The following is a 24,179-nucleotide window of genomic DNA, read 5'->3' as shown; positions in this document are numbered from 1 at the left end:
TCCTGCCGACGCTCATTCACCGTCAGCGGCTTGCCGGCGCCCGGCCATAGAGCAGCAGCATGGCGACGATGACGACGCCGTAGATGATCTGCCGCCCCGCTTCCGGCATCTGCATGACCGACAGGATCGACTGCAGCAGCGTGATCAGGATGACGCCGGCCACCGTGCCGAGATAGGAGCCGCGCCCGCCCAGGATCGAGGTGCCGCCCAGCACCACGGCGGCGATCGACGGCAGCAGATAGGCGTCGCCCATCGATTGCGCGGCCTTCGACGCATAGCCGGCCAGAAGCACGCCGCCGAAGGCCGACAGTCCGCCGGACGCCGCAAAGGCGATCATCACCACGCGGCGCGTGTCGATGCCGGACAGATAGGCGGCGCGCTCGCGGTTGCCGATGCCATAGACGGCCCGGCCGAAGCTGGTCCGGGTCAGCACGAAGACCATTGCCGCGCCGATCAGAGCCCAGATGATGACCGCATTGGGCACGGCGGGTATCGCAAAGCCGGTCGCCAGGTAGCGCATCGCCGCCGTCGCCGCGTCCTGCGGCGAGAACCCGCCCGTATAGACCACCATCAGCCCTTGCGCGACGGCATTGGTGGCCAAGGTGATGATCATCGAAGGAATGCGCAAATAGGCGACGCCGATGCCGTTGACGATGCCGATCGCCACGCCGCACAGGATGCCGAACGGAATGGCGAGCGCGACGCCGACCGGGCCGTAGGCAGCGGCGGCACTGGCCATCATGGCGCCGGTCGCCACGGCCCACGGCACCGAAAGGTCGATCTGCCCGAGCAGGATGACGAGCATCATGCCGGTGGCGATAACGCCCAGGAACGAGGCCACCTTGAGCTGCTGCAAGAGATATTCCGGCGACAGGAAGCTGCGCGAATAGAGGCTGCCGAGAAGCAGCAGCAGCAGGATGCAGGCGAAGGCCGTGACCACAGCGGGATCGGCGCGGCGAATGAACTTCGGCATGCGGCCGGCAATGCCGGCAAGCGTCGTTTCGCTCACAGGAACCACTCCAGCCGGTTGCGCACCCTGAACAGCGCGAAGGCGCCCAGGCTGACGGCGATCAACAGGATAACGCCCTGGAACAGAGGCTGCCAGAGCGGGTCGAAATCGAAGACGAACAGCAGGTCGCCGATCGTACGGAAGGCGAGCGCGCCGAAGATCGCGCCGATGGCACTGCCCTTGCCGCCGAACAGCGAGACGCCGCCGAGCACGACGGCGGCGATGGAAAACAGCGTGTAGGCGTTGCCGCTGGCATAGGCGGCCTCGCCCGTATAGGTGAAGAAGGTGAGGAACAGGCCGCCGATCGCGGCAAGCAGCCCCGCCAGCGTGTAAGCCAGGAACTTGCCCCTGCGGATCGGCACGCCGGACATATAGGCCGCCGTCTCCGAAGAGCCGGCCGCATAAGCCGCGCGGCCAAGCTCGGAGCGGCTGAACGGCACCCAGACGACCAGCACGACGACGAACAGCGCCACAAGGCTGGCCGGCACGACGCCGAAGAAGCGTCCCGTCAGGAAATCGGCGAGATCTTCATTGACCGAGCCGCCCGGAACCGGCCGAAGCAACAGCGCAAGCCCGAAGTAGACGGCACCGGTGGCGATGGTCGCGACGATCGGCTGCAGGCGGCCATAGATGACGATGGCGCCGTTGACGGCGCCGCACAGAAGTCCGGTGCCGAGCACGGCCACCACCCCGAAGGCGGATTCGAGCCCGGTGCCGATCACCAGCCAGGAAGCCAGGCAGTTGGTCAGTGTGAAGATCATGCCGACCGAAAGGTCGATGCCGGCGGTGAGCACGACCAGCGTCTGCGCCATCGCGACGAAGGCGAGAAGCACGCCCTTGTTCGCGGCCGTCTGCACGACGTTGGCGGTGAAGCCGGCCGGATGGTTGCCGCTGTAAATCGCGAACATGGCGATGAAGATGCCGAAGGCGAGCAGCGTCCCTCGCTGTTCGGCCAGCCAGTAGCGCCAGTCCTTCACGCCCCCTCCTCCTGCTTCATGCGGGCGGCCTCGCCATGGATGTTGAGCGCGCTGGCGATCAGCGCGCGCTCGGTGATCTCGGTTCCGACCAGCTCGCGCTTGACCGCGCCGTCATAGAGCACCAGCACGCGGTCGCAGCAGCCGATCAGCTCGTCATAGTCGGTCGAATAGAACAGGATCGCCGCGCCCCCATCGGCCAGCTTTCGCATCAACTGGTAGAGCTCCTGCTTGGTGCCGACGTCGATGCCGCGCGTCGGATCGTTGAGCAGGATGATGCGCGGCTGGCGCATCAGCCACTTGGCGATGACCACCTTCTGCTGGTTGCCGCCGGACAGCGCACCGACGGGGATGTCGAGACCCGCCGTCTTGATGGCCAGCAGCCCGACCATATCGTCGATCAGCCGCTGCTCGGCCGCGCGGTCGATGACGCCGGCTTTCGACAGTCTGTCGAGCGCGGCGAAGGATAGGTTCTCGCGCACCGTCATCGGCAGCATCAGACCCTCGGTCTTGCGATCCTCCGGGATGAGCGCCATGCCGATCCGGCCGTCGCTCGCTGCGGTCGGACTGGCGATCGAAACCGGCTTGCCGTCGACCAGGATCTGACCGGAGAGGCCGCGCAAAACGCCGAAGAAGGCCAGCAGCAATTCGCGCTGGCCTTGCCCGTCGAGGCCGCCCAGCCCCACCACCTCGCCGACGCCGACCGACAGCGAGACATTGTCCAGCCGATCGCTCCAGGACAGGTTGCGCGCCTCCAGCGCCGGAACCGCGTCGCTCGCCGCGCGCATCGGCTTTGGCGGGAAGATATGGCTGTATTCGCGGCCGATCATGAGCTCGACCACTTCATTGTCGCTCTTGGTCCCGGCAGCATAGCTGGCGACATTGCGGCCGTTGCGGAACACCGTGCATTGGTCGGCGAGTTCCGCGATCTCGTTCATGCGATGCGAGATGTAGAGTAGCGCGAGCCCCTCGGCGCGCAACCGCTTGAGCACGCCGAAAATCTTGGCGACGTCGGCCGCCGTCAGGGCCGAGGTCGCTTCATCGAGGATCAGGATGCGCGGCTTCCTGGCCAGCGCCTTGGCGATCTCGACCATCTGCCGGCGCGACAGCGGCAGGTCCTTGACCAGCGCCAACGGATGGATGTCGGAGGCGCCGGCGCGGGCAAGCGCTTGCTCGGCGATGCGCCGTTGAGCCTTGCGGTCGATCATGCCGAAGCGCTTCGGCGGGTCGGAGATGACGATGTTGTCGGCGACGCTGAGTTCCGGGATGAGCGATAATTCCTGGAAAATGCAGACGATGCCGGCCTGGTTGGCGGCAGCCGGCGAGGCGAACGTCACGTCGCGGCCGTCCAGCGTCATGCGGCCTTCGTCGGGAGCGGCGACGCCGGCCATGATCTTGATCAGGGTCGATTTGCCGGCGCCGTTTTCGCCGAGTATGCCATGAATGCTGCCAGCCGTGACCGTCAGCTCGGCCTTTTCCAACGCCCGCACGCCGCCGTAGCGCTTGGAGATGCCTTCCATGCGGAAGAGCGGAGCTGCGCCGTCCATCAGCCCTCCCAGGCCGGTTCGCGATTGGCATCAAGCGACCGGCGCCGCGGCTTCCTCGCGGCGCCGATTACAAGGCTACTTGTTTTCCTTGGTCTGGCCCATGATTTCCTGCGCGGTGAAATTGATGCCGCAAGTCGGGAAGGAATTGCCGACGAAGAAGTTGTCGGACTGGTCGGGGAAGTAATCCTGCCCCTCCTTGAAGTTCGGATCCTCGACGATTGCCAGCGGCAGCTTGACCGACTGCGGCACGACATTGCCCTCCAGCGCGGTGATCGCCGTTTTGATGGCGACAGCGACCTGGGCAGGTCCGGTGCCGGCCGAAGAGCATTTCAGGCCATCGGCCGCATGGGCGGCGCAGAATTTGCGGAAGCCGTTTTCCGTCTCGCCGCCGAACGGCACGAAGGGATGCTTGGCGTCGATCATCGCCTGCACGATGCCGGTATCGCCGCCCTGCCCGGTGATGCCGACGAATGGGCCGTTGGTGGCGATCGCGTCGGCGGTAACCTTCTGCGCGGTCGGATCGTCCCATTTGCCTGCGACTTCGGTGACATCCCATTTCTTGCCCGAAGCATCCAGGACCTCATGGATGCCGTTGTGGCGGTCGGTGTCGACCGAGGTGCCGGCGACGCCGCGCACTTCGAGGATCTTGCCGCCGTCGGGGATATGGGCGATCAGCCACTTGGCCCACAATTCGCCGAGGCCCTTCTGGTCGACATTGACGTTGATGGCGTCCTTGGTGTCGAGGATGTTGTCGAAGGCGACGAGAACGACGCCGGCTTCCTTGGCGCGCTTGATCACCGGTCCGAACGCGGTCGGGTTCTGCGCGTTGACGACGATGGCGTCAAAGCCGGAATCGATGAAGTTGTTGATCGCCGATATCTGCGCCGGCACATCCTCGCCGGTCGACACCACCTTGAATTCCTTCAGCTTCTTGGCGACCTCGGGCTGCGCGGCATAGGCCTTGGCGGTCTGGATCATCTGGATACGCCAGGTGTTGGCGATGTAGCCATTGGCAAGTGCGATGCGGTACGGACCATCCTTCTTCGGATATTTGAAGAACTGCGTATCGGCCGCCCACGGCGCGAAACAGTCGGGCTCGGCCGCCGGCCCTTTTACGATCTCCGGTTCGGCGATCGCCGAAGAACTCAGCATGACGAATGCAGTGGCGGCAATGACGCCGCCAACCAGTGACTTGATCATCGGTATTCCTCCCAGTTGCAGTTCTGCTTTCTATGAAGTTCGAGCGCTTTCGGCAGGCACCTCCCGCCTTGTCCGAAGCGCGTGCCGGATGGCCCGAGCCGACCCGTGATCCTCCTCCATTGCCTCGCAGGGCGGCTCAGAAAACTATCATATTATCCATAATAAACAAGCTATTGCTGTTGCTTATGTATAATAAACAGCTTTCTCTTGCGATCTTGAACTTGCCCAAGCATCAAATGGTAGCGCTACCATCGTAGCGTGTAAACCGGCTTTCGCACAGTCGCGGATGTGTGTTTCAACGCGCTGTGCTTTCCCTGCGCATGAGTTCGTAGCCGAGATCCACGACCCGCTGCTGCGGTCTCTTTCCCGCGATCGCTGCAAGTGCCATCGCAATCGCCTGACGCCCGATCTCATAGCGATGCGTGCGGATGCTGGTGATCGACGGGAACGCCACCTGCATCATGTCGAGATCGTTGAAGCCGACGATGCCGATCGTCTTCGGCACCGCGATCGAGGCGCGATGGCACTCGAACAGGACGCCGAGAGCGATGTCGTCATTGTTGCAGAAAACCCCCTCCAGTGCAGGCACCTTGGCCAGCGCGTCGCGCAGCAGTTCGCGGCCAAGCGGCACGCTCGAAAGCAGCGGCGTCGTGGTGACGAGACGGGCGTCGAATAGGCCCGCGGCTTCCATCGCAGCGCGGTAACCGGCGAGGCGCCGCTGCGAACGCGGATCCATGCGGGCGCCGATGAAGCCGATCTTGCGGTAGCCGACCTCCAGCAAATGCTCGGTTGCCGCCCTGCCCCCGTCGAAATGCGAGAACCCGACCATCATGTCGACGGGGTGCGGTCCCGTCTCCATGACCTGCACCACCGGACAGCCGGCGTTTTCGAGCAGCTTGCGCGAGGTGGCGGTCTGGTCGATCCCGGCAACGATCAACGCGGCCGGACGCTGCGGCGCGAACACCTGCAGCAGCCGTTCTTCCTCCAGGCCGGAATAATGCGTGTTGCCAAGCTGGATGCGGAACGGGCTGTCGGAGAGGCTGTCATAGATGCCCCGCAACACCTCGGCGAAGACATTGTTGGTCAGCGACGGGACCAGCACACCGAACACCTCGGCACGCGCCGAAGCCAGCGCGCGGGCATTGGGGTCCGGAACATAGCCAAGCTCGTTGACGGCGGCCTCGATCTGGCGCCGCAGATCGTCCGAAACCCGGGCGGGCTCGCGGAGCGCGCGCGACACGGTAATTGCGCCCACGCCAGCCTTGCGCGCGACATCGGCAATGGTCGGACGGCCGCCGCCGCGGCGTGAGCGCGGCCGTGTCACGGCCCTGCCCTTTTCACCCAGAAGGAGGCAAGCAGCGCGTTGACGATCAGCACTTCAGTCCGCAGCCCCGTTTCGCAGCCCGTCCATTGCGGTCTGGGTCGCGCAGCCCATTGCCAATGTCAAGCGGATGGGGATGCGCCAGGCTGTCCAGTGGAGGTCGATGCCTCTCAGGCCAGCGCCTCGGCGCCCCGCCTCGCCCTCCACATCAGCAGCAGGATGGCGCCGAGGTTCATCAGATTCCAACCGATGCCGTTCAGGAAGGCTGCGGCATAGGAGCCTGTGAGATCATAGATCCAGCCTGACATCCAGCCGCCAACCGCCATGCCGAAGATTGTCGCCATCATGACGATGCCGACGCGCTGACCGGCCTCCTTTGCCGGCATGTAGTCGCGCACGATGATCGCATAGCAGGGCACGATGCCACCCTGCGACAGACCGAACACCAGCGACACGACATAGAGCGAGGCAAGGCCGTCGAACGGGATATAGAACAACAGCGACAGACACTGCAGCGCCGAGCCGATGAGCAGCGTCTTCACGGCGCCGATGCGGTCGGCGAGGAAGCCTGAGGCAATCCGGCTGACGACGCCCGCCGCCAACATGATCGACAGCATGTCGGCGCCGCGCGCCACGCCGTAGCCGAGATCCATGCAATAGGCGACGATGTGCACCTGCGGCATAGCCATGGCCATGCAGCAGCCAAAGCCGGCGATGACGAGCAGCACCTGAAGCGCTGACGGCGACAGCGAGATCGGCTGCACCCGCCGGCTGCCGGTGGAACCGGCATCGGTTTCACGGGGCGCGCCGCGCCTCAGCATCAGCGCCAGCGGCACCATGGTGACAATGCAGACGACCCCGATCGCCTGATAGGTGAAGCGCCAGCCTTCGGTTTGCATCAAATAAGGCATCACTGTCGGCCAGACCGCGCCGGCGAGATAGTTGCCCGAAGCCGCCGCTGTCACCGCGACGCCGCGCCGCCGATTGAACCAATGCGAGATGTCGGCGATCAGCGGCCCGAAGATCGCCGATGTGCCGACGCCAATCAAAAGCCCCTGCGCGAGGGTGAAGGCGAGGATCGAATTGGCGAGCGAGGCGAGCAGGAAACCGGCGCCAAGCGCCATGGCGGAGACCAATGCCGGAATCCAGAAGCCCAGGCGATCGATGGCGCGACCGACCAGCACGTTGCCGGCGGCAAAGCCGACCATTGTCGCGGTATAAGGCATCGAGGCCGCCGCGCGGTCGACGCCGAACTCAGCCTGCACGGCTGGCAGAACCACGACCACGGCCCACATGCCGACGGCGCCGATCGTCGCCATGAGCACTGAGATGGCGAGCCGCGTCCAGGCATAAGCGCTGTCGATGGCCGGGCTTTGTGCCCGGCTGGAGAGAGTTGTCCTCAAGGCGGCTCCTGTCCGCAGGTTCTGAAGTCCAGCGGTTCGGAGCTACTAATCGGTCCTTCGGCAAGGCAGCGAACAGCGCCACAACAGGCAATCCGTCGCGCCAGAATGGCGAGACGTCGCGGGAACCGGCATGCCAGCGCAGAGTTTTTCGAAGGAAAAGGAGTTCCGCCATGACTGCCAAGAGAAAATGGTCGGCCGAAGTGACAGAGCACAGCGATGCGCTGGATCTCGAGGAACACATATTCGAATCCGACGACGCCAGGAAGATCGCGGCCTCGCTCAAGCGATCGGCCGAACACAGCGATCGGCGCAAGGCCGAGCCGTTCCAGTCCGCCATGTCGATGCTGAATTTCTATATCAACCGCGCCGGCAGGAACCTGCCGGCATCGCGCAAGCGGGTTCTGGAAAGGGCCAAGGACGAATTGCGCATCGCTTTCGGGCGGGAAAAGGACGACTAGCCTCGGTGCGCAGGCCGACCAATCGGATATGGCCCTGCCGAACTATCTGGACTTTATGACCGCGTCGGTGTTGGCAAGCAGCTTGCGCACCGCGGCTCGCGCGGCTTCCGGACGCTGCAGCCGGATATTCCTCTCGATCGCCTCATGCAGCTTCTGCGCATGCTGCAGGTCGTCGACCTCCCGCGTCGTGAAACTGAACAGGTGGTCGAAAGCGGACTCGATCAAAACGCCGAGCGGCACCAGGAGGTCGTTGCCGGAAGCCCTCAGAATGGCGAGGTGGAAGCGCGTGTCGGCGCGTGTCCGCTCCTGCAGCGTCGCCGCCTCGCCCATCTCCCGGCAGGCCTGGCTGATCTCGGCCATCTGCTCTTCGGTGCGCCGCATCGCCGCGAAGGCCGTCGCCTCCGGCTCGATGATGTGACGGAATTCCTGCACGGTCTTCAGGAACACCTCGCGATCGGGCGAGGTCGCGTACCAGGCGAGCACGTCGCGGTCGAGCAGGTTCCAGCGTTCCTTCGGCTCCACCCAGCTGCCGATCTTCGGACGCGACGCCAGCAGGCTCTTGGCCATCAGCATCTTGATCGCCTCCCGCACAGCCGAGCGGCTGACGTCGAAGGTCTCCGACCATTTCGCCTCATTGGGCAGGATCGTGCCTGGCGGGTAATCCCCCCGCACGATCCTCAACCCGATCTCGCTGGCCAATGATGTATGCACACTGGCACCCGGGATGCGTGGCGCATTGGGCCGGCGATGGCCGGCATGGCGTTCGGCGGCCGCCGTTTGCGTCGGCTTTTTCTGATTGTTCGGCTTTGCATCCCGCATGTGTTCAGAAAGTCCGCTTTTCACAAGCTGTCAAGCACGGCAAGCCAGCTTTGCCTCAAGGCGCGCGGATGTGCACAACTGACCGGCGTTTGTCTGCCCTCATGCTGTCTTGACGTAGCGGCGCCAGCTGTGCTCGGGGCGGAAGCCGAGCACCTCCCGCGCCTTTCGGTTCGAAAGCAGCGTCTCGAATTCACCGAGCTCCGCCTTGACCGGCACGTTTGGATAGAACCGCCTCAACAGTTCGGCAGTCGGCAGGTCGGACGAAGTATCGTCGTTGGCCGCATTGAACACCTGATAGCCGAGCCCGTCCTTCTCGATGGCGCGCAAGGTGATCTGGCCGAGATCGCGGGCGTCGATATAGCTCCAGGCGATGCGCTTGCGGAAGCCAGGATCGGCGAACCATTTCGGGAACAGCGAATATTCGTGCGGCTCGATGACGTTGCCGATGCGCAGCGCATAGACGTCGAACCCGCTGCGCAGCGCGAAGGCGCGCGCCGTCTTCTCATTGACGATCTTCGACAGCGCATAGCTGTCCATCGGATCGACGTCATAGTCCTCGTCGAGCGGGAAATGCGTCGGATTGCGCGGCTCGTTGGCGAAGACCAGGCCGTAGGTCGTCTCGCTGGACGCGATGATCACCTTGCGGATGCCGAGCTTCACGGCCGCTTCGATGACATTGTAGGTGCCCATGGCATTGATGCGGAACACCTCATTGTCGGGTGTGATCATGATGCGCGGGATGGCGGCAAAATGGACCACCGCATCGACCGGCTGTGCTCGCAGCGACGGATCGAACTCATGCAGCCCCATATAGCTCGACAGCGCGTTGAACACCTGGCCGCTGTCGGTGATGTCGGTGATCAGTGTGCGCACCTTCGGATTGTCGAGCGGCTTGGTGTCGATGTTGAGCACCTGGCAGCCATGCTCGACCAGATATTGCACCACGTGTCGCCCGGCCTTGCCGCTGCCGCCGGTGAACATGATCCGCTTCGTCATTTTGCTCTCCACATTGCTCGGCCATTATGTGTATTGTCAGACAATATTGCATTCTGCAACGGTCTGCGGCAAGAAAAGCGGGCCAATTATCGATAATCCCAGACAGGACGATATGATATGACCACGACTGCCGCCCGCGAGAAAATCGGCTTCATCGGCCTCGGCCTGATGGGACACGGGATTGCCAAGAACATTGTCGACAAGGGCTATGCGCTGACCTTCCTCGGCCGCAAGAACCGCAAGCCGGCCGAAGACCTGCTCGGCCGCGGGGCACAAGAGGTTGCCACCCCGCGCGACGTGGCAACGGCTTCAGACATCGTGTTCATCTGTGTCACCGGATCGCGTGAGGTGGAAGCGATCATCCGTGGACCCGGCGGGCTGAAGGAAGGGCTTAGGCGTGGCTCGGTGGTCGTGGACTGCTCTACATCCGATCCGACCTCGACGGTGACACTCGCCGCCGAACTCGCAGCGCTTGGCGTCGAGTATGTCGACGCGCCGCTCAGCCGCACGCCGAAAGAAGCCTGGGAAGGCACACTCGATGCCATGGTCGGCGCGCCGGATGCGGTGTTTGCCAGGCTGAAGCCGGTGATCGAAACCTGGGCCGGCCGCATCGTCCATATCGGCGGCACCGGCGACGGCCACCGCATGAAGCTGCTCAACAACTTCATCTCGCTGGGCTACGCGGCGATCTATTCCGAGGCCCTGGCGCTGGCCGAGAAGGTCGGCATCTCGCCTTCCCGTTTCGACAGCGTCATCCGCAACGGCCGCATGGACTGCGGCTTCTACCAGACCTTCATGCGCTGGACGCTGGACGGCGACCGCGACGCGCACAAATTCACAATCGCCAACGCCTTCAAGGACCTTACCTACCTGGAATCGATGGCAGGCGCCGCCGGTATCGCCAATCCGCTCGGCAACGCCACCAAGAACGCCTTCGCCGGCGCCTTCGCAACCGGTCCGAAGGAACAATACGTACCGATGCTGGCAACGCATATCGCCAAGGTCAACGGCATCGATCTGAGCCCGATGAAGGATGGCAAGCGACAGGAGGTTTGACGGCTCGCGGGTCTTCTGCAGTCGCGGCGTCGCACTGGAGCTGAATCACATTCGCAAAGCGTGGCGGCATCCTGTTGTAGGAAATGGGTTTTCAAGCCGGTGCCGCGCTATCTCCTCGACCGCTCGATGACCTCGTTGGTGTTGGCAAGCAGCCTGTGCACGGCGGCTCTGGCGGCAGCCGGACGTTGCAGGCGGATGTTCTTCTCGATCGCCTCGTGCAGCGATTGCGCCCTGCGCTGATCGCTGTGCTCGCGCGTGACGAAGATGAACAGATGGTCGAGCGCCGACTCGATCAGCACGCCGAGCGGCACCAGCAGCTCATTGCCCGAGGCGCGCAGGATGGCGAGGTGGAAGCGCGTGTCGGCGCGCGTCCGCTCCTGCAGATGCGTCGCCTCGCCCATCTCGCGGCAGGCAGCGCTGATTTCGGCCATCTGCTCTTCGGTGCGCCGCATCGCCGCGAAGGCGGCGGCCTCCGGCTCGATAATGTGGCGGAACTCCTGCACCGTTTTCAGGAACACCTCCCGGTCGGGCGAAGTCGCGTACCAGGCGAGCACGTCGCGGTCGAGCAGGTTCCAGCGTTCCTTGGGCTCAACCCAGCTGCCGATCTTGGGGCGTGATGCCAGCAGGCTCTTGGCCATCAGCATCTTGATTGCTTCGCGCACCGCCGACCGGCTGACGTTGAAAGTCTCGGACCATTTTTGCTCATTGGGCAGTATGGCGCCCGGCGGGTAGTCGCCACGCACGATCCTCAGCCCGATCTCGGCGGCGAGCGAAGTATGCACGTTCTGCCCGGAGATCCGCGTCACGTCAGGATGACGCACGACGGCCGACTGGCCTGGCACGGCGGAGCGCTTCCTTGATTTGTCCTGTCGCATCGTCGTTCCGATGCGTCGGTCTTCCGCCGCAGGCCGGCGCCTGCAAAGATTGGCCGAACGCGCTTTTTTCGGGCGCGCGAAAGCGGGAGCCTGTCGCCCCTGCAGAGGTCGCGTCCATGTCCCAGGAAGGTGGCGGGGCGCCCGCAAAAAGGGGCGCCCCGGCGATCGAAGTCTACTTCTGTATGCAGGTGTCAACCGTATCCTTGGTGCATTCGTCGAGACCGGTGAAGACCGGATCGTCGACCTTCTTGCCTTCGATCAGGTCGATCATAACCGATGGCGCCTTGTAGCCCATTTCAAAAGGCCGCTGGCCGACCAGCGCGGTCACCAGACCGTCCTTGGCGATGGCCACTTCGTCGCCGATCGTGTCGGCGGCGCCGATGACGAATTCATTCTTGGCGATCTTGTCGGCCATCGGTTTGAACAGGTCGCGATAGGGCTGCGGCGCCCCGAACAGCGGCCAGCCGCCCATGATGCCGAAGGCATCGAGCTTCGGGTTGGCGGCGAGGATGTCGGTCATCGCCTGAACGCCCTTGGCCCCGTCGTCATTGGTGAACACCGGGCAACCGGCGACTTCCGTCCAGCCACCCTCGCCCTTCAGCTCCGCAAGGCCTTCCTTGCCCGACAGCGCATCGCGCATGCCCTGCGCGCGGCGCAGGATGTTGTCGGCCGCGGGATTGCCCTCGATGGTGCAGATCGTGCCGCCATTCGGCTTGGCCTTCTTGATGTACTCGCCGATCTTCTTGCCCATCAGGTAGTTGTCGGTGCCGAGATAGGTCTTGCGCAGCGCTGCGTCTTCCTTGGCCAGGTCAGCGTCGACGGTCATGATTGGGATCGACGGATTGGCGCTCTTGATCGTTTGCGCGATCAGCGGCGCGTTCGACGGCGAGATCGCCATCGCGACCGTGTCCGGCTTGCTCAGCATGTCCTGCACGATCTGCGCCTCCCCGGCTTCGTCCGAAGTCGAGGCCGGGCCGGTGTAGAAGCATTCATATTCGGAGCTGGCGTTTTCCTTGTTCCACTTCTCGCAGCCTTGGTGGATGGCTTCAAAGAACGGATTGTCGAGACCCTTTACCACGATGACGAGTTGTTTCTTGGCCAAAGCCGGCCCTGCCCCTAGCGCCATGGCGGCGACAGCGGCGAGCAAAAGTGATTTCCTCATATCAGTCCTCCCTTGAAAAAGACGGACACGGCGTGCCCGCCACACAAATCGACCTGAATACACGGCGACAGAGGGTCGTTCGCGAGCGCTCATGTCGCCGGGCCAAGCCGACAAGCATTTCCAGATGCGGCCAAAGGCCAGTTCGGCAAGTCTCTGCTGCCGGCCCCTTTCCGATTGCCTCCGTCGACAGAACCCCGGCCAGCCGCCGCGGCCTCGACATGATTTTCCTCCGACGCTCAGCTAATATCGGCTTGTCGCCAACGTCAATCTCTATTTGTCCTACAAAACTGATTTTTGGTGGGAAAGAAACCATGATTCATCCGACAATTGATTGACGCCGGTGCGGGCAATCGCATAATGGACTGAAAATCGCTGCCCCCGGGAGGAGCCTGGGAAGCGAGGCCGCGGCAGAAGCGCGAGCCGGATCACAGGGGAGGCTTAAGGGTGGTGTCGGTTCTCGAACTCACCAACATTTCCAAGCATTTTGGCGCGATCCAGGCGGTCAACGACGTCTCGTTCACGCTGGAGGCTGGCCAGGTCGTCGGCTTGATGGGCGACAACGGCGCCGGCAAGTCGACCCTGGTCAAGATGATCGCCGGAAATTTCCGCCCCAGCCACGGCACGATGCACATGGACGGCAAGGAGCTTGTCCTGCACAAGCCGGCCGAGGCCCGCCAGCACGGCATCGAGATCGTCCACCAGGACCTGGCGCTCTGCAACAATCTGACGGCGGCCGCCAACGTCTATCTCGGCCGCGAGCTGCGCAAGGGCGTCGGTCCGTTCCGCATCCTCGATTATGCTTCGATGTACAAGCGCGCCGGCCAGCTCTTCGCCGAATTGAAGTCCGAGACGCGCCCGCGCGATCTCGTCAAGCAGATGTCGGGCGGCCAGCGGCAGGCGGTGGCAATCGCCCGCACCATGCTGTCGCAGGCCAAGATCGTGCTGATGGACGAGCCGACGGCGGCGATCTCGGTGCGCCAGGTCGCCGAAGTGCTGAACCTCATCCGCCACTTGCGCGACCAGGGCATCGCCGTCGTGCTGATCAGCCACCGCATGCCCGACGTCTTCGACGTCGCCGACCGCGTTATCGTCATGCGGCGCGGCAGGAAGGTCGCCGACAAGAAAATCGCTTCGAGCTCGCCCGAGGAAGTCACCGGGCTGATCACCGGGGCCATCGAACAAGTCGCATAACGACGCCCGTGACGCTCATGCGTTTCACCTTGGGCAGGAAAGGTCGATAATGGCAGTCACTCTTGACCAGACCATCGCGCAGAAGCAGCACACCTTCGTGTCGCGCATGCTCTCCAGCCAGACTTTCTGGGTGGTGATTGCGGTCATCCTTGCGTGCCTGTTCCTGTCCTTCGCCACCGACGCTTTCGCCACGCAGAAGAACCTCTACAACATCACCCGCAACATCACCTTCGTCGCCATCGTCGCGCTCGGCATGACCTTCGTCATCATCACCGGCGGCATCGATCTGTCGGTCGGCTCGGTGCTCTGCCTGTGCTCGATGGTGCTGGCCGTCACCATGCACGCCGGCTACTCGATCGAGGTCGGCATCCTGGCCACGATCGTCACCGCTTTAGCCATCGGCGCTTTCAACGGCGTGCTGATCGCCTATCTCGAATTCCCGCCCTTCGTGGTCACGCTCGGCATGCTGTCGGTGGCGCGCAGCCTTGCCATGGTCGCCTCCAACAACACTGTCGTCTTCCAGTTCGGACCCGATCACGACAAGCTTCTGGCGCTTGGCGGCGGCGCCTGGGTGTTCGGCATCGCCAATCCGGTGCTCTACATGATCCTTCTGGCGCTGATCACCGGCTTCACCCTGCGTTGGACCAAATTCGGCCGGCACGTCTTCGCCATCGGCGGCAACGAGCACGCGGCGACGCTGACCGGTGTTCCGGTGCGCCAGATCAAGGTGGCAGTCTATATGATCTCTGCGTTCTCTGCGGGTCTAGCAGGTATCATTCAGACCGGTTGGCTGGGTGCGGTCACAACCAATCTCGGCAACGGCATGGAGCTTCAGGTGATTGCCGCCACCGTCATCGGCGGCGCTGACCTCGCCGGGGGCGTCGGCACCGCCTTTGGCGCCGTCGTCGGCGCCGCGCTGATCGAGGTGATCCGCAACAGCCTCGGCCTGCTCGGCATCAACGCCTTCTGGCAGGGCACCTTCATCGGCGGCGCCATTCTGCTGGCGGTGCTGTTCGACCGCATCCGCAACTTCCGGCGCAGCGACTGAAGGGCGGCCGGCGCTCGGCGCCGGCTTGCTCCTATCGCTCGGATTGGAACGCCCTCGCCGGTCGCTGTCTATGCGGGCTTGGCCCGAGACCTCGGCTCCGGCGTTGGCAGGCAGGGTCAGGAAGCGCATTGACGCCGCGAGCCCGATCAGGCCGATCGCGAGAAACACGATCCTGAAGTCCAAGACATCGGGTGCGGCTGCGCCTCTGGCAATCTGCGGCAGCTTGAGGACCAGCACAAGGCTGAGCCCGTCCAGAGCTTATCCAACAAACTTTCGTGCTGCCTCTCCGCCTGCTATGGGAGAGTGGGCTCGAGAGGGAAACTTGGGATGAAGCCCGTCTATATCGATTACCTCAACGCGCTCGATATCGAGGCGCTGGCGATGACCGATGCCGAGATCATCGGCGCCGTCGAGGCCGGGCTTGTGGCGCAGGGCAACGGCCAGACGGTGATCGAGCCGCGCGTCCATCTCGAGCCCGATCCCTCCTTTCACGGCCATTTCAACGTGCTGCGCGGCTATGTAGCTCCGCTCGATGTCGCCGGAGTGAAGATCGTCGGCGACTATGTCGACAACTACCTGCACGAGCTGCCCTCCGAATTCGGCATCCTCAATCTGTTCGATCCGCGCACCGGCATGCCGCGCGCCATCCTCGACGCCACCGCGATCACCGACATGCGCACCGGCGCCGTCACCGCCCTCGGCGCCAGGCATCTGGCTAAGAGATCATCGAAGGTGCTCGGCCATATCGGGGCGCGCGGCACCGCCTATTGGAACGTGCGCCTGCTCGACCATCTCTTCGACTTCGACGAGATCCGCGTCCATTCGCGGCGGCCGGAAAGCCGCGACGGCTTTGCCGCGCGGCTTGCCGGCGACCTCGGCAAACCGGTCATGGCCGCGGCGGACTGGAAAAGCTGCGTCGAGGGCGCAGACATCGTCGTCGAGGCTTCGCGGCTACCGGAGCCGCAGCCGCTGCTCAAGACCGAATGGATCAAACGTGGCGCGCTGGTGGTGCCCTATGGCACGATGAGCGCCGTCGAATTGTCGCTCACCGACGTCATGCAGAAGATCGTCGTCGACGACTGGGGCCAGTGCAAGGGCGGCAAGTTCGGCGCCTTGCGCGCCCATGTCGAAACGGGACGTCTGAGCGAGGAAACACTGCACGCCGAACTCGGCCAGATCGCAGCCGGCCTAAAGCCTGGCCGGCAAAGCGATGGCGAGACGATCCTGTTCTGGCATCGCGGCCTATCGCTCTCCGACATCGCGCTCGGCAAGGCGATGCTGGCCAAGGCCGCAAGCCGGGGCATTGGCCAGAGGCTGCGCTTCGCATGAGCCCGCTCGTTCTCACCGGCGCCGGCGTCAGCATCGAGGATGTCGAGGCTGTCGCGCGCAGGGCCTGCAGGGTCGAGGTCACGCCGACCGTCATCGAGCGATTGGTCAAGGCGCGCCAGGTGCTCGATGACGCTGCCGCGTCGGGGCAGCAGATCTACGGGCTGAATACCGGCCTTGGCGCCAATCTCGTCACCTCGGTTGAGGGCGACGCCGGTGCGTTCCAGCGGCAGTTGCTGGACGGCCGCGGCGCCGCGGTCGGCGCCGCGCTGCCCATGCAGCTCGTGCGGGCGACGATGTTTGCCCGCATCGCCATGCTTTCGGCCGGCGGCTCGGGTCTCTCGCCGCATGTGTTCAGCGCGCTGGTCGACGCGCTCAACGCCGGTATCCATCCCGTCATCCCGTCGCTGGGTTCGATCGGCGCCGGAGATCTTGTGCTGATGACGCCGATCGCCCGGGTGCTGATCGGCGAGGATGATGCCGACTATCAGGGCCGGCGCATGCCCGCGGCCAAGGCGCTGATGATGGCGCGCCTTGCCCCCGTCAGCCTGGCGGCGAAGGACGGCCTGTCGCTCATCAACGCCTCGGCCGTCTCCGTTGGCGCCGGCGCCTTGGCGCTTGTCGATGCCTTGTCGGCGCTGGAACAGCAGCAGCAGGCGGGCGCACTGTCCATGGCAGGCCTTGCCGCGAACCGCACAATTCTGGATCCCCGCCTGCACCTGGCACGACCTGCCGCCTGCCAGCAGGTGGCGGCTAGGACGCTGCGCGAGCTGCTTGCCGGCGACGAGGCGCTGGCCCCGACGGCCTTGCAGGATCCGCTGTCGGTCCGCTGCATGCCGTCTATCCATGGCGCCCTGATCCAGGCCATCGACCACGCTCGGTTGGCCGTAGAAATCGAACTCAACGCCGCTGCCGACAACCCGCTGGTGCTGGTCGATGATGCGCTTGTGCTGTCGACGGGCAATTTCCACACCGCGTCGCTGGCGCTTGCCTTCGAGACATTGGGTCTCGCCATCGCGCAGACGGCAGCGGCAAGTGCAGCGCGCTTTATTCAGCTCACCGGCTCGGGCCGCAACGGCCTGCCCAGATATCTGTCACCGCTGGGCGGGGTCTCCGCGGGCTTCGTGCCGCTGCAGAAGACCGCAACGGCGATCCTGACGGGTATCCGCCACAAGGCCAATCCGGTGATGCTCGACTTCCTGCCGGTGTCGGAAGGCGTCGAGGACCATGCGACGCAGACGCTTCTGGCCATCACCAAATGCGCCGATATGATCACGCTGTGGCGGCGGCTGATCGCGCTCGAACTGATGGCCGGCGCCCAGGCTGCCGACCTGCGCGAAGGCCTGACGCTGCCGCCGGCCACCGGCGTGATCCGTGCAGCGGTGCGCACCTTCGTTCAGCCGCTCAAGGAAGATCGGCCGCTCGGTCCTGAAGCCGAGGCGCTTTACGGCGCGCTCGCCGATGGCGGCTGGCTGGCCTGATGCATCCCGGACCTGTCAGCGCTGCCAGGCAAAAACCATGCATCAAATCAAAAACTTGAGCACGTCGCCTGAATCCCTAGCTGAGCGAGGCGCTTAGTGATGATAACTGCGACGAAGACAGCAGCCGCGAGCTGACGGCGAGCTTGGCATAGCCTGTTGCGATGCGTCGCCGGTCCGTAGAATACTTATATTCGGGATGCGAATTTTTCTCGAACCTCTGGGGCCGCGACCATGGTCAAGTTCCTGCCGCTGAAACAAGCCGTCGCGGAAAATCTGCATGACGGCGACGCGGTCGCGTTTGAAGGCTTCACGCATCTGATCCCGACCGCCGCCGCGCATGAGGCGATCCGCCAGGGTTTTCGCGACCTGACGCTGATCCGCATGACGCCCGACCTGATCTACGACCAGATGGTCGGCATGGGCATGGCGAAGAAGATGGTGTTCTCCTATCTCGGCAACCCGGGCGTCGGGCTGCTGAGGCGCGTTCGTGACGCTATCGAGAACGGCTACCCGCGCGAAGTCGAGGTCGAGGAGCACAGCCACGCCGGCATGGCCAATGCCTATGAGGCGGGCGCGGCCGGCCTCCCCTGCGCGGTGTTTCGGGGCTATCGCGGCGCCGGGCTTGCCGAGGTCAATCCCAACATCAGGACCATCGCCTGCCCTTTCACCGGCGAGCTGCTTGCCGCCGTTCCGGCGCTCAGGCCCGACGTCACCTTCATCCATGCCCAGAAGGCCGACCGCAAAGGCAATGTCCTGGTCGAAGGCATCGTCGGCATCCACAAGGAGGCAGTGCTCGCCGCCAAGCGCGCCGTGGCGACGGTGGAGGAAGTAGTCGACAATTTCAACGACTTGCACCCCAACCTCACAGTGCTGCCGAGTTGGACGATCGCAGCGATTTCGGTCGTACCGGGCGGCTCGCATCCCTCCTACACGCATGGCTATTACGAGCGCGACAACGCCGCCTATCTCGAATGGGACGAGATCGCTGCCGACCGCGACCGTTTCCAGGCCTGGATGCGGAACAACGTCATCGAGAGCAGCGCGGATGACTTTGCCGCCCGCGTCGAGCATCTGAGGAAGGCCGCATGAGCGACGGGAAGGAACTGGGCTTCACGCCCAACGAGATGATGACGATTGCGGCCAGCCGTGCGCTGACGAATGATGATGTCTGCTTCGTCGGCATCGGCGCGCCGTCTGCCGCCTGCAACGTTGCACGCCTGACGCACGCGCCCGACATCACGCTGATATACGAGAGCGGCACCATCGGGACCGCGCCCAATGTCCTGCCGCTGTCGATCGGCGACGGCGAATTGTGCGAGACCGCCGTCACCACCGTCACGGTGCCGGAGATGTTCCGCTACTGGCTGCAGGGCGGCCGCATTTCGATCGGCTTTCTGGGAGCCGCCCAGCTCGACAAGTTCGGCAACATCAACACCACCGTTATCGGCGACTACGCTCGTCCCAAGACGCGGCTGCCCGGCGGCGGCGGCGCGCCGGAGATCGCGACCTCGTCGCGGCAGGTCTACATCACCATGGCACAGTCGAAGCGCGGCATGGTCGAGAAGATCGACTTCTTCACCTCTTTCGGCCATGGCCAGGGCGGCGATCACCGCAAGCGCCTCGGCATCGACACCGCCGGCCCAACGCTCTTGATCACCGATCTTGCCATCTGGAGGCCGGACCCCGTTACAAAGGAATTTGCGGTCGTCTCCCTGCATCCGGGTGTCAGCCGCGAACAGGTGCAGGTGACCTGTGGCTGGACGGTCAAGTTCGCCGGGACCCTCGACGAGACGCCGGCGCCGACGGAACTCGAACTGAAGACGTTGCGCGACCTGCAGGCCCGCACCAGGGCCGCACATGCAGCAACCGGCAAAGGGAAAGCGGCATAGAATGGCCGAAGCATTCATCTGCGATTACATCCGCACGCCGATCGGCCGCTTCGGCGGTGCGCTGTCCTCGGTACGCGCGGACGATCTCGCCGCCATGCCGCTGAAGGCCCTCATGGATCGCAATGCCGGCCTCGACTGGGGCGCAGTCGACGACGTCATCTATGGCTGCGCCAACCAGGCCGGCGAGGACAATCGCAACGTGGCGCGCATGGCGCTGCTGCTCGCCCGGCTGCCGCAGGAGATTCCGGGTTCCACCGTCAACCGCCTGTGCGGTTCCGGCATGGATGCAATCACCATCGCCGCCCGCGCCATCAAGGCGGACGAAGCCGAGTTGATGGTCGCCGGCGGAGTCGAATCGATGACCCGCGCACCCTTCGTCATGCCGAAAGCCGACGCCGCCTTCTCGCGCAACGCCGAAATCTACGACACAACCATCGGCTGGCGCTTCATCAACCCGCTGATGAAGCAGCAGTACGGCATCGATTCCATGCCCGAGACCGGCGAGAACGTCGCCGAGGATTTCTCGGTCAGCAGAGCCGACCAGGACGCCTTCGCCCTGCGCAGCCAGGACAAGGCGATGGCCGCGCAGGCCAACGGCCGGCTGGCGAAGGAGATCGTGCTCGTGACGATCCCGCAGAGAAAGGGCCAACCAGTCCTTGTGTCCAAGGACGAGCATCCGCGCGCGGGAACGACCATCGAAGCACTGGCAAAATTGCCGACGCCGTTCCGCCGAGGCGGTACGGTGACCGCCGGCAATGCCTCGGGCGTCAATGACGGCGCGGCGGCTCTCATCGTCGCCTCGGAAGCGGCGGCCAAGAAGCATGGCCTGACGCCGCTTGCCCGCATCCTCGGCGGTGCCGTCGCAGGTGTAGCCCCGCGCATCATGGGCATCGGCCCGGCACCAGCCACGAAGAAGCTTTGCGCCCGCCTCGGCCTGACGCCGCACCAGTTCGACACGGTCGAGCTCAATGAGGCCTTCGCCTCGCAAGCCATTGCCGTCATGCGTGAACTCGGTCTTGCCGAGGACGCTCCGCACATCAATCCCAATGGCGGTGCAATTGCGCTCGGCCACCCGCTCGGCATGTCGGGCGCCCGCATCACCGGCACGGCGGCGCTGGAGTTGCGCGAACGCGGCGGCCGCTACGCTTTGGCCACCATGTGCATCGGCGTCGGCCAAGGCATCGCGGTCGCGCTGGAACGGGTTTGACCGCCTTGTTGACGTTGTCCTTGTCGTAGCTGATGAAAGGCGACGTGCCGCGCACCCTTGGCCGACATGCGTTAGTGTCCGAGACTTTCGATTTGCGCGGCAAGCTCGGCCGCGAGCCTGAGCGCGGCAGCCGTCGCCACCACCATCTGCGGCAGGATGAGCCATTCCAGCGTCCAGGCGGAGCCTGAGCGCTCCTGCTCATGCACGAGCGCTTGGTGCGTTCCGGCAAGTTGCGTGGCATTGAAACGCGCGATCGCGACCAGCGCTTCGGCCTTCACCGGGTTGTGCCTTTGCGGCATGGCCGACGAGCCGCCGCCGCCGGACAGTTCGATGTCGGCGCCGGTCAGCGCCATCAGCGCGATGTCCTGGCCGAACTTGCCCAGGCTGCCGGTAACCAGCGACATCCAGGCGGCGAACTCGGCGAGCGCATCGCGCTGGCTATGCCATTGCGGCCCGTCGGCCAGCCCGAGCCTGGCAGCGAGGGCCGCGCGGACGGCGGGCGCTTTGTTGCCAAGTTTGTCGAGCGTGCCGGCCGCGCCGCCGAACTGCACCACGAGCAGCCGGCCCGCCTGTTCCTGGAAGCGTTGCTGGTGTCGCTCGAGCGGCGCCCGCCAGCAGCTTATTCGGTCTGCCACGGTGATCGGAATTGCCGGCTGCATGCGCGTCACCGCCATCAGCGCCCTACTCCCGAACTCCTCTTCGAGATTGGTAAGCCGCACGATATTTTCGCTGAGCAGCAGGCCGATATGCTCGACCGCCGAGGTCAGGCGCAGCACCAGGGAAGTGTCGACGACGTCCTGGCTGGTCGCGCCGAAGTGGACAAATTGCGCGTATGGCTCACCGACGGCCGCCCTGACCTGGCGCACCAGTTCCGGCACCACGATACCGTCATGAACGACCCCGGCGCGCAGCTTCGCCGTGTCCGGCCGGAACGCAGCCAGTGCCTGGAGGATCGCCGCCTCCGCATCATTCGGGATCACGCCGCATTCAGCCTCGGCTTCGGCCAGCGCCCGCTCGAAGGCGAGCATCGCCGCAATGTCGGCTTCTACGGAAAAATGCCGCGCCGCCTCTTCGTCGCCGAGCAGGCCGGAAAGCAGCGGATGATCGAAGGGCGATACGGTCATTTGGCCTACGGTCAGCTGTCGAAGAAGACCGTCTCCTTCTCGCCTTGCAGATGAACATCGAAGATATAGGTATCGCCCTGGCGCTCGGCGATCAGGGTGGGCAGGCGATGCGCGATGGCGGCAGCGCGACCGATTTCGACCGGCCGTTCCAGCAACTGATCACCGAGTCCGCCTGTGGGACGGTGTGGGCACGGCCCGGCCTGTCGAAGCGCGAGCGCTCGATCGTGACCCTGGCGTGTCCTCGGCACAGTTTACGTGCGCATCGCCGAGCACGGACCGGCGCACCTCGAGCCCGGCCTCGTACCGGGCGGCCCTCTTCGAGACATCATTCATGGGCCCGCCTTTCCTTGCCGAGCGAGGCGACGAAGCCGCGGACCAAGGTGGCGAGCGCGTCGGGCTGCTCTATGCAGGTAATGTGCCCGGCATCACGGATCACCTCGAAGCGCGCGCCCGGGATCAGACCGGCCAATGAGCGGACAAGGTCGGGCGGAGTGGAACCATCCTGGTCGCCGACGATGCAGAGCGTCGGCACCGCGATGCGGCGCGCGCTGTCGGTGAAGTCGGTATCGCGGACCGCGATGCAGGTGCCGACATAGCCAGCCAAGGCCTGCCTGGTCAGCATGTTGCGGCAGCCGGCAAGTTCGGCGCTGCGCCCCGCATGAAACTCCGGCGTGAACCACACTTTCATGACACCGTCGGCGATCGCCTCGATGCCGTCGCGCTCGATGGTTGCGATGCGGCTGTTCCAGCTTTCGTCTGTTCCGATCTTGTGCGCTGTATCGCTGAGGATCAGCGCCTCGACGCATCCCGGCCGTCGCGCATAGAACCGCTGCGCCACCATGCCGCCGACCGACAGGCCACAGAGCACGACCTTGTCGAAGCTGAAGTGGTCGATCAGGGCGCTGAGATCGTCGACGTGGTCGTCGATCGAACGCACGCCCTCGCCCAGATCCGACAGCCCATGGCCGCGCTTGTCGTAGAGCAGCAACGGCATTTCGCCGGCAAGCCGTGCGACGATCTCGTCCCAGATGCGGAAGTCGGTGCCGAGCGAGTTGATGAAGATGATTGGCCGCGCGCTAGCCGCCGCTTCGACATAGCGGTGGTGCAGCGTGACGCCGCCGATGCTGACGAATGGCACGAGTTCGATCCTCCAAGCTCACATTGCACGAGCTTGTTGCATCGGTAAATCCAAACCGTCCGGAATTGATCGCGCCGCCGTTTACCAGGAGTTCGGCTGCTTAGCCCAAAGTCAGCCCAGCCTTCCTCGCTTCCTCGCGCAGGAAGGGCAAGCCGACCTCGATGACGTCGCGCGGATCTTCCGCCACCGGCCGCCAGACGGCGAGCCCACCGGCGATATCGACATCGACATGGTTCATGCTTTCGAGCGTGATCGGCCCTTGATAGCCGATGTCGGCGATCGCCTTCATGCAGGCCGCCCAGTTCAGCATGCCGCGCCCCGGCACGCCGCGATTGGCCTCCGACACATGAACATAGCCGAGGAAGGGTGCTGCCGCCTCGAAGCCCGCGGCAAAGCTCTCTTCCTCGATATGCATGTGGTAAGTGTCGAGATGGATGAAGATGTTGTCGGCGCCGATGCGCTCGATGATGCGCGCCGCATCGATGCCGCGGTTCATGAGATGCGTCTCGTAGCGATTGCAGGGTTCGACACCGAGCTTCAGGCTGCGCGACTTCGCCGACTTCGCGGCACGTTCGAGGAAGCGGCACATGCCGTCGATCTCTCTTTGCGTCGGCGCCCGGCCAGTGGTCTTGCCGATCGTGCCATAGGTGACGCCGCCCAGCGCCTCGCTGCCGACCTCGTTGCACACCTTGAAGGCCGGTTGCAGGAAATCGAGCGCCTCTTCCGGGCGCTCGACCACGTCGAGCGCGCGCGGTAGCCCGAGCGACGGAATGAGCTGGACGCCGTAGTGACTGGCGAAGCCGCGGGTGCGCTTGGTGTCGATCTCCTCGGGTCTGAGCAGCGGGATTTCCATCAGGCCGATGCCGAGCTCCTTCAGCCTGTCCATCTGCGGCTCGATGCGGGCAAGGTCCCAGACCGGTGCGATGGCGAAAGTGTGCAGTCCAAAGGTGTTCAT

General features: G+C 64.5%; 22 protein-coding genes and 2 pseudogenes. 10 read left to right on the top strand and 14 right to left on the bottom strand.

Translation table 11 applies throughout. The features are described 5' to 3' along the window. Window positions 1-22: 22 nt before the first annotated feature. The 6 genes from EN818_RS14385 to EN818_RS14360 all read right to left on the bottom strand — a co-directional run bounded on the left by EN818_RS14385 (window position 23) and on the right by EN818_RS14360 (window position 7,454). Window positions 23-1,009, bottom strand: coding sequence for an ABC transporter permease (locus tag EN818_RS14385; RefSeq protein WP_095808654.1), 987 nt, complete (start codon window positions 1,007-1,009; stop codon window positions 23-25). After that, a complete protein-coding gene (locus tag EN818_RS14380) occupies window positions 1,006-1,986 on the bottom strand; it encodes an ABC transporter permease (RefSeq protein ID WP_095808653.1) in 981 nt (326 codons plus the stop codon). The genes EN818_RS14385 and EN818_RS14380 overlap by 4 nt, the downstream gene beginning before the upstream one ends. Then, window positions 1,983-3,530, bottom strand: a complete 1,548-nt coding sequence (locus EN818_RS14375; RefSeq protein WP_095808652.1) for a sugar ABC transporter ATP-binding protein — start codon at window positions 3,528-3,530, stop codon at window positions 1,983-1,985. The genes EN818_RS14380 and EN818_RS14375 overlap by 4 nt, the downstream gene beginning before the upstream one ends. A 75-nt stretch (window positions 3,531-3,605) precedes the next feature. Beyond that, window positions 3,606-4,730 (bottom strand): sugar ABC transporter substrate-binding protein, encoded by a 1,125-nt coding sequence (locus EN818_RS14370; protein ID WP_095808651.1) that lies wholly within the window; start codon window positions 4,728-4,730, stop codon window positions 3,606-3,608. Between the two features lie 295 nt (window positions 4,731-5,025). Further along, window positions 5,026-6,054, bottom strand: coding sequence for a LacI family DNA-binding transcriptional regulator (locus EN818_RS14365; RefSeq protein WP_095808650.1), 1,029 nt, complete (start codon window positions 6,052-6,054; stop codon window positions 5,026-5,028). Window positions 6,055-6,221: 167 nt separating this feature from the next. After that, a complete protein-coding gene (locus EN818_RS14360) occupies window positions 6,222-7,454 on the bottom strand; it encodes an MFS transporter (RefSeq protein WP_165350014.1) in 1,233 nt (410 codons plus the stop codon). Between the two features lie 170 nt (window positions 7,455-7,624). On the opposite strand from EN818_RS14360, the gene EN818_RS14355 reads away from it, so the two are divergent. Then, entirely contained in the window at window positions 7,625-7,912 is a 288-nt protein-coding gene (locus tag EN818_RS14355) for a DUF3175 domain-containing protein (RefSeq protein ID WP_095808648.1), read from the top strand. 42 nt (window positions 7,913-7,954) lie between these two features. On the opposite strand, the gene EN818_RS14350 is transcribed toward EN818_RS14355, so the two are convergent. Together EN818_RS14350 and EN818_RS14345 are read right to left on the bottom strand one after the other, a co-directional pair. Further along, window positions 7,955-8,731, bottom strand: a complete 777-nt coding sequence (locus EN818_RS14350) for a FadR/GntR family transcriptional regulator (RefSeq protein WP_095808647.1) — start codon at window positions 8,729-8,731, stop codon at window positions 7,955-7,957. Between the two features lie 99 nt (window positions 8,732-8,830). After that, window positions 8,831-9,727: an NAD(P)-dependent oxidoreductase gene (locus tag EN818_RS14345; protein ID WP_095808646.1), complete on the bottom strand. Its 897-nt coding sequence runs from the start codon at window positions 9,725-9,727 to the stop codon at window positions 8,831-8,833. Between the two features lie 117 nt (window positions 9,728-9,844). Here EN818_RS14345 and EN818_RS14340 point away from each other — a divergent pair, with 117 nt between their 5' ends. Then, window positions 9,845-10,783: an NAD(P)-dependent oxidoreductase gene (locus EN818_RS14340; RefSeq protein ID WP_095808645.1), complete on the top strand. Its 939-nt coding sequence runs from the start codon at window positions 9,845-9,847 to the stop codon at window positions 10,781-10,783. Window positions 10,784-10,890: 107 nt separating this feature from the next. On the opposite strand, the gene EN818_RS14335 is transcribed toward EN818_RS14340, so the two are convergent. Then, a complete protein-coding gene (locus EN818_RS14335; protein ID WP_095808644.1) occupies window positions 10,891-11,658 on the bottom strand; it encodes a FadR/GntR family transcriptional regulator in 768 nt (255 codons plus the stop codon). Between the two features lie 172 nt (window positions 11,659-11,830). Further along, window positions 11,831-12,820 carry a sugar-binding protein gene (locus EN818_RS14330; protein ID WP_095808643.1) on the bottom strand — a complete coding sequence of 330 codons (990 nt, stop codon included), beginning with the start codon at window positions 12,818-12,820 and terminating at the stop codon, window positions 11,831-11,833. Window positions 12,821-13,267: 447 nt separating this feature from the next. Here EN818_RS14330 and EN818_RS14325 point away from each other — a divergent pair, with 447 nt between their 5' ends. From EN818_RS14325 to pcaF, 7 genes are all read left to right on the top strand, one after another. Then, window positions 13,268-14,011: an ATP-binding cassette domain-containing protein gene (locus EN818_RS14325; protein ID WP_095808675.1), complete on the top strand. Its 744-nt coding sequence runs from the start codon at window positions 13,268-13,270 to the stop codon at window positions 14,009-14,011. Window positions 14,012-14,060: 49 nt separating this feature from the next. Beyond that, on the top strand, window positions 14,061-15,059 hold the full coding sequence (locus EN818_RS14320; RefSeq protein ID WP_095808642.1) for an ABC transporter permease: 999 nt from the start codon (window positions 14,061-14,063) through the stop codon (window positions 15,057-15,059). A 327-nt stretch (window positions 15,060-15,386) separates the two neighbouring features. Further along, a complete protein-coding gene (locus EN818_RS14315) occupies window positions 15,387-16,388 on the top strand; it encodes an ornithine cyclodeaminase family protein (RefSeq protein WP_095808641.1) in 1,002 nt (333 codons plus the stop codon). Continuing rightward, window positions 16,385-17,866 carry a histidine ammonia-lyase gene (hutH, locus tag EN818_RS14310; RefSeq protein WP_095808640.1) on the top strand — a complete coding sequence of 494 codons (1,482 nt, stop codon included), beginning with the start codon at window positions 16,385-16,387 and terminating at the stop codon, window positions 17,864-17,866. Before EN818_RS14315 ends, hutH begins: the two co-directional genes overlap by 4 nt. Before the next feature lie 231 nt (window positions 17,867-18,097). Beyond that, window positions 18,098-18,955 carry a CoA transferase subunit A gene (locus EN818_RS14305; RefSeq protein WP_095808639.1) on the top strand — a complete coding sequence of 286 codons (858 nt, stop codon included), beginning with the start codon at window positions 18,098-18,100 and terminating at the stop codon, window positions 18,953-18,955. After that, a complete protein-coding gene (locus EN818_RS14300; protein WP_095808638.1) occupies window positions 18,952-19,755 on the top strand; it encodes a CoA-transferase subunit beta in 804 nt (267 codons plus the stop codon). Before EN818_RS14305 ends, EN818_RS14300 begins: the two co-directional genes overlap by 4 nt. A gap of 1 nt (window position 19,756) precedes the next feature. After that, entirely contained in the window at window positions 19,757-20,962 is a 1,206-nt protein-coding gene (gene pcaF, locus EN818_RS14295; RefSeq protein ID WP_135904660.1) for a 3-oxoadipyl-CoA thiolase, read from the top strand. A gap of 71 nt (window positions 20,963-21,033) precedes the next feature. Here the strand turns inward: pcaF and EN818_RS14290 are convergent, their stop codons facing one another. Continuing rightward, a complete protein-coding gene (locus EN818_RS14290; RefSeq protein ID WP_095808636.1) occupies window positions 21,034-22,086 on the bottom strand; it encodes a 3-carboxy-cis,cis-muconate cycloisomerase in 1,053 nt (350 codons plus the stop codon). Window positions 22,087-22,097: 11 nt separating this feature from the next. Continuing rightward, window positions 22,098-22,208, bottom strand: a pseudogene (locus EN818_RS14285) (protocatechuate 3,4-dioxygenase subunit alpha); the annotation flags it as partial. Here EN818_RS14285 and EN818_RS33625 point away from each other — a divergent pair. Continuing rightward, a pseudogene (locus EN818_RS33625) lies at window positions 22,194-22,322 on the top strand (4-carboxymuconolactone decarboxylase); the annotation flags it as partial. The pseudogenes EN818_RS14285 and EN818_RS33625 sit on opposite strands and share 15 nt — an antisense overlap. An 89-nt stretch (window positions 22,323-22,411) precedes the next feature. On the opposite strand, the gene pcaD reads toward EN818_RS33625, so the two are convergent. Together pcaD and EN818_RS14265 are read right to left on the bottom strand one after the other, a co-directional pair. After that, on the bottom strand, window positions 22,412-23,224 hold the full coding sequence (pcaD, locus tag EN818_RS14270) for a 3-oxoadipate enol-lactonase (RefSeq protein ID WP_095808635.1): 813 nt from the start codon (window positions 23,222-23,224) through the stop codon (window positions 22,412-22,414). A gap of 100 nt (window positions 23,225-23,324) precedes the next feature. Then, a complete protein-coding gene (locus EN818_RS14265) occupies window positions 23,325-24,179 on the bottom strand; it encodes a sugar phosphate isomerase/epimerase family protein (RefSeq protein ID WP_095808674.1) in 855 nt (284 codons plus the stop codon).

The organism is Mesorhizobium sp. M3A.F.Ca.ET.175.01.1.1 (assembly GCF_004791945.1).
In the GTDB taxonomy this organism is placed as follows: domain Bacteria; phylum Pseudomonadota; class Alphaproteobacteria; order Rhizobiales; family Rhizobiaceae; genus Mesorhizobium.
The sequence above is the reverse complement of the archived record's forward strand: the minus strand, read 5'-3'. Positions and strand labels throughout refer to the sequence as shown.

Excerpts from the sequence above, each read along its gene's own strand:
- EN818_RS14375 (WP_095808652.1), bottom strand. The coding sequence starts at position 3,530 with ATGGACGGCGCAGCTCCGCTCTTCCGCATGGAAGGCATCTCCAAGCGC.
- EN818_RS14370 (WP_095808651.1), bottom strand. The coding sequence starts at position 4,730 with ATGATCAAGTCACTGGTTGGCGGCGTCATTGCCGCCACTGCATTCGTC.
- EN818_RS14355 (WP_095808648.1), top strand. The coding sequence starts at position 7,625 with ATGACTGCCAAGAGAAAATGGTCGGCCGAAGTGACAGAGCACAGCGAT.
- EN818_RS14350 (WP_095808647.1), bottom strand. The coding sequence starts at position 8,731 with ATGCGGGATGCAAAGCCGAACAATCAGAAAAAGCCGACGCAAACGGCG.
- EN818_RS14345 (WP_095808646.1), bottom strand. The coding sequence starts at position 9,727 with ATGACGAAGCGGATCATGTTCACCGGCGGCAGCGGCAAGGCCGGGCGA.
- EN818_RS14340 (WP_095808645.1), top strand. The coding sequence starts at position 9,845 with ATGACCACGACTGCCGCCCGCGAGAAAATCGGCTTCATCGGCCTCGGC.
- EN818_RS14335 (WP_095808644.1), bottom strand. The coding sequence starts at position 11,658 with ATGCGACAGGACAAATCAAGGAAGCGCTCCGCCGTGCCAGGCCAGTCG.
- EN818_RS14330 (WP_095808643.1), bottom strand. The coding sequence starts at position 12,820 with ATGAGGAAATCACTTTTGCTCGCCGCTGTCGCCGCCATGGCGCTAGGG.
- EN818_RS14320 (WP_095808642.1), top strand. The coding sequence starts at position 14,061 with ATGGCAGTCACTCTTGACCAGACCATCGCGCAGAAGCAGCACACCTTC.
- EN818_RS14315 (WP_095808641.1), top strand. The coding sequence starts at position 15,387 with ATGAAGCCCGTCTATATCGATTACCTCAACGCGCTCGATATCGAGGCG.
- hutH (WP_095808640.1), top strand. The coding sequence starts at position 16,385 with ATGAGCCCGCTCGTTCTCACCGGCGCCGGCGTCAGCATCGAGGATGTC.
- EN818_RS14305 (WP_095808639.1), top strand. The coding sequence starts at position 18,098 with ATGGTCAAGTTCCTGCCGCTGAAACAAGCCGTCGCGGAAAATCTGCAT.
- EN818_RS14300 (WP_095808638.1), top strand. The coding sequence starts at position 18,952 with ATGAGCGACGGGAAGGAACTGGGCTTCACGCCCAACGAGATGATGACG.
- pcaF (WP_135904660.1), top strand. The coding sequence starts at position 19,757 with ATGGCCGAAGCATTCATCTGCGATTACATCCGCACGCCGATCGGCCGC.
- EN818_RS14290 (WP_095808636.1), bottom strand. The coding sequence starts at position 22,086 with ATGACCGTATCGCCCTTCGATCATCCGCTGCTTTCCGGCCTGCTCGGC.
- EN818_RS14265 (WP_095808674.1), bottom strand. The coding sequence starts at position 24,179 with ATGAACACCTTTGGACTGCACACTTTCGCCATCGCACCGGTCTGGGAC.